The organism is Arthrobacter sp., assembly GCF_031988865.1.
In the GTDB taxonomy this organism is placed as follows: Bacteria; Actinomycetota; Actinomycetes; order Actinomycetales; family Micrococcaceae; genus Arthrobacter_B.
On record NZ_DALZXY010000067.1, the window covers coordinates 1 to 4,016 of the forward strand.

The window sequence follows — 4,016 nt, forward strand, 5'->3', positions numbered from 1 at the left end:
CTCGGGTGCCGGGGCGGCCGTGGTTTCTTCCCCGGCGCCGACGGCCTCACCGGACGGGGACGGAGAAGGGGACTCGGCGGGTTCCGGCGAGGCATCGGCCACCGCCGTGCCGGCGTCAGGCTCCGCGAATATGGGCTGGGCCAGGCTCGCGAGCTGGATGCCCGCGGTGGCGCGCAGATCCTCCTCGCCACCGGCGGCCGCTCCGGCCGTGCCCAGGACGACGGCGCCTCCCACGGCTGCTGCAACTCCTACCTTCAACCGGTAACGGCGGCGCTGGAGCGCACGCTGCCGCCTCTCTTCACGACGTCCCTGAACTGATTTACTCATAAGACCGGGACTGTACACACAGTTCCTGAAACAGATCGCGGATTGATAACGCTCAGGTTGCGTTTAGATAACGCAGAGGCTTTAATACCAGTTATTTTGCTCGGAGTGGGCCCAGGCCGCGCATGGGTGTTTATACCTCGTACTGATATAGAACAGGCCCCAGTTGATCTGCGTACGGTAGTTGGTCCGCCAGTCAGAACCGAAGGCGGCCATCTTGTCCCCGGGGAGGGACTGGGGGATGCCATAGGCGCCGCTGTACGGGTTGGCGGCGCTGGTCCGCCAGTTGGACTCACGGTTCCACAGGTCCAGGAGACAGCGGAACTGGCTGCCGTCCCACCCGTAGGCAGACATCTGGCCATTCGCGTAGGCCTGGGCGGCCGCGGGGTCGTCCACGGGAGCGGCGGGAGCCGGCGGTACGGTCTCCTGCACCGGCGGCACGGTCTCCTGCACCGGCGGTGCCGGTGTTACAGGCGGGGGCTGCGGGACTGGCGCTGTGACTGGAGGGCTGGTGGGAATTATGGGATTAATCACCGCTCCGGCGTCCGGTGCGGCCGCATTCCCCGGGGCTTTCCCGGCGGCGGTCCGGGCCGCCTCCGCCTGCTCGCGAACCGATGCTTCGGCACGGGCAGCCTGCAGCCGGGACAGTTCTGCTTCGGCCGTACTCTCGCGCAGGTCCGCCAGCTGGGCGATCAGCACAGCTGTTCGTTCTTCCTGCTCCCGGACGGCACCGTCTGCGGCAGCCGTGGCAGCCTCAGCATCCTGGTAGGACGTCTCGGCTGCTTCGGACAGGAGCCTGCGGGCCTCCCGGGCAGACGCTTCCGCTTCTTCCAGGGCAGCGGCAGACTTTTCCGCAGCGGAGGCACTGCTGAAAAGACGCGATGTCCGTTCGGTGACCAGCTGCAGAGAGGTGAGGCGGTCCAGGTGTGCCGATCCTTCCTCCGCATCCAGGAGAAAGAGGACCGTACTGTCCATGCCACCGGTCTTATAAGTCTGGACGGCCAGGGCTCCCACCTGGTTTTTGAGCTCAGCGGCTTGGGCAGCTGCTGCGCTGCGTTGACCGGCCAGTTCGGCCAGGCGGGCATCGCTGGCGAGCAGTTCCTCACGCAGCGTGTTGTAGCGGCTGGAGGCGTCGACGGCGGCGTTGCCGAGGGCACCGGCCTCATCCTGCAGCTCGGCAAGGTGTTCCTCGAGCTGGCCGATCTGCGCCTCCCGGGCACCGGCATCGGACTTGGCGGCAGCTATTTGGTCCCAGCTTGGGTAGTCGGCTGATTCGGCTGCGGTGGCTGGAGCAGCCGTCAGCAGCGCCGCGGCAAGTATGCCGGCCGCTGCTGCAGCTGTCAGGGACGCGAAGCTTAACTTCTGTCCCAAAAACCTCACTGTAAACATAATGAGGCTCAGCATACGACACGCCGGGGGCATCCCCTAGCGGCGGCTTCGGGCTGTTTTCCACTCCTGAGCCTGCCGGGCAGTCAAACCCGCTTTCCCGACGTCGGCTACTGCGCGAGGAGGCAGGGTCCGGTGAACTACTTCCCGCTTATCCGGAGTGGCCGTCAGCTGCGTGGACTTCCAGCGCTTCGTTGACCACCGAGAAGCCGAGCGAGGGTGAATAGCCCTTCCTCGCCAGCATCGAGACCAGCCGTCGAACCTGCTTGTCCCGCTCCTGCCGGTCGCCGGGTATCGCGGCGTTCCGCAGTTTCCGCTGGACCAGGTCCCGTGCCGCTTTCAGTTCGTCGTCGCTGCTGACCTGCTCAAGCGCTTCCTCGGCCAGCTCATCGGCTATTCCTTTATCGGCCAGTTCCCTCCGGATGGCGGAGCGGGCCAGGGACCGGCTCTGGACCCTGCTCCGTACCCACATCCGCGCGAACTCTGCGTCATCGACAAGCTGGACTTCTTCGAAGCGGTCCAGCACGGCGTCTGCGACTTCGGGCGGCACATCACGGTCAGCCAGCTTGTCGGCGAGCTGCCGGCGGCTCTTGGGTGATCCCGTCAGCTGCCGGAGGACGATGGCCCGGGCGACGGCATACGGGTCTGCTTCGGGAACTGAATCTGCCGGCGAGCCGGGCGTGGGGCCTTCCTGGCCTCCCCCGCCCGGCCGTCGGCTGCGGCGTCGTTCCATCGGGTGAAGCTAGGCTTCGGCGGCTGCGGTCTTTGGCTTGCCCTCGGCCTCGGCAGCCTGGACACCGATTCCGAGCTTTTCGCGGAGCCGGCGTTCCAGTTCGTCAGCGAGTTCCGGGTTGTCCCGCAGGAACCGGCGGGAGTTTTCCTTGCCCTGGCCGAGCTGATCGCCGTCGTAGGTGAACCAGGCGCCGGACTTCTTGACGATTCCGTGCTCCACGCCCATGTCGATCAGGCCGCCTTCACGCGAAATGCCCTGGCCGTAGATGATGTCGAATTCGGCCTGCTTGAAGGGCGGGGCCATCTTGTTCTTGACGACCTTGGCACGGGTGCGGTTGCCAACCGGATTGGTGCCTTCCTTGAGCGTCTCGATCCGGCGCACGTCGATACGCACCGAGGCGTAGAACTTCAGGGCCTTGCCGCCGGTTGTTGTTTCGGGGCTGCCGAAGAAGACACCGATCTTTTCGCGGAGCTGGTTGATGAAGATGGCAGTGGTCTTGGTCTGGCTCAGGCGGCCGGTGATCTTCCTCAGTGCCTGGCTCATAAGCCGTGCCTGCAGGCCAACGTGGCTGTCGCCCATTTCGCCTTCGATTTCGGCGCGCGGAACAAGGGCGGCGACGGAGTCGATGACGACAATATCCAGGGAACCGGACCCGATCAGCATGTCCATGATCTCGAGGGCCTGTTCACCGGTGTCCGGCTGCGAGACGAGCAGGGCATCGGTGTCCACGCCAAGCTTCTTGGCGTATTCGGGGTCCAGTGCGTGCTCAGCGTCGATGAAGGCGGCAATGCCGCCGTTTTTCTGTGCGTTGGCCACAACGTGCAGCGCCACAGTGGTCTTACCGGAGGATTCCGGACCGTAAATCTCGACGACACGGCCGCGCGGCAGGCCGCCAATTCCCAGCGCTACGTCCAGTGCGATGGAACTGGTGGAAATCGTTTCGATCGGTGCCCGGGTCTCGTCGCCCAACCGCATGATCGAGCCCTTGCCGTACTGCTTGTCGATCTGGGCCAGTGCTGCTTCGAGTGCTTTTGCGCGGTCTGGAGCGGCCATTCTTCACCTCTGTTGTTGTGGCTGTTGCTGATGTTCCTGGCCCGTGGGCCTGCTGTCGGTTCCTCACTGAGAACCGTATGCGACGGCACTGACACTGCTGCGAATACCTTGCGAATACATGTGGTCGGTGTGGACAGCCGGAGCGGGGCGGACCAGTTGCTGCCCCTGTGTAGGAGCATATCGTTATCCGAACAGATATTCGAATGATTTCCGCTGCGTGTCTACGCCTGCTTGGGCTTGATGTCCCGCCCAAGCCGGCGTTCCTGCGGAATTTCCTGGATGTCGCATACGGCGAGCCAAACCCGTTTGGGTTCCACGCCCTTCTCCAGGGCCTGGCTCGCTGTTTTTCCACCGAGACCGGTCAGGACCAGGTCCGACGCAAGGACACGGGAATATGCCGGACCGAATTCATCATCCATGAGCCGCCAAAAGTCGCTGATACGCATCAATAAATCCTCTCACGCTCCAGCCCCTGGCGGCATGGGCTCGTTCTCCCGGCGGCCAGGTCCCTGATTCCCCC

General features: G+C 64.5%; 4 protein-coding genes and 1 pseudogene. All 5 read right to left on the reverse strand.

Annotated features, from left to right (window positions below; all coding sequences use genetic code 11):
- A pseudogene (locus RTN46_RS12145) lies at nucleotides 1–327 on the reverse strand (hypothetical protein); the annotation flags it as partial.
- Between the two features lie 81 nt (nucleotides 328–408).
- Nucleotides 409–1,695, reverse strand: a complete 1,287-nt coding sequence (locus RTN46_RS12150) for a lytic transglycosylase domain-containing protein (RefSeq protein ID WP_312181707.1) — start codon at nucleotides 1,693–1,695, stop codon at nucleotides 409–411.
- Nucleotides 1,696–1,861: 166 nt separating this feature from the next.
- The gene (locus RTN46_RS12155) at nucleotides 1,862–2,443 is read right to left on the reverse strand and encodes a regulatory protein RecX (protein WP_312181708.1); all 582 of its coding nucleotides are present in this window, start codon (nucleotides 2,441–2,443) and stop codon (nucleotides 1,862–1,864) included.
- A 9-nt stretch (nucleotides 2,444–2,452) separates the two neighbouring features.
- Entirely contained in the window at nucleotides 2,453–3,496 is a 1,044-nt protein-coding gene (gene recA / locus RTN46_RS12160; RefSeq protein ID WP_312181709.1) for a recombinase RecA, read from the reverse strand.
- A 221-nt stretch (nucleotides 3,497–3,717) separates the two neighbouring features.
- Nucleotides 3,718–3,942 carry a DUF3046 domain-containing protein gene (locus RTN46_RS12165; protein WP_312181711.1) on the reverse strand — a complete coding sequence of 75 codons (225 nt, stop codon included), beginning with the start codon at nucleotides 3,940–3,942 and terminating at the stop codon, nucleotides 3,718–3,720.
- Nucleotides 3,943–4,016: the final 74 nt, after the last annotated feature.

Excerpts from the sequence above, each read along its gene's own strand:
- RTN46_RS12155 (WP_312181708.1), bottom strand. The coding sequence starts at position 2,443 with ATGGAACGACGCCGCAGCCGACGGCCGGGCGGGGGAGGCCAGGAAGGC.
- recA (WP_312181709.1), bottom strand. The coding sequence starts at position 3,496 with ATGGCCGCTCCAGACCGCGCAAAAGCACTCGAAGCAGCACTGGCCCAG.
- RTN46_RS12165 (WP_312181711.1), bottom strand. The coding sequence starts at position 3,942 with ATGCGTATCAGCGACTTTTGGCGGCTCATGGATGATGAATTCGGTCCG.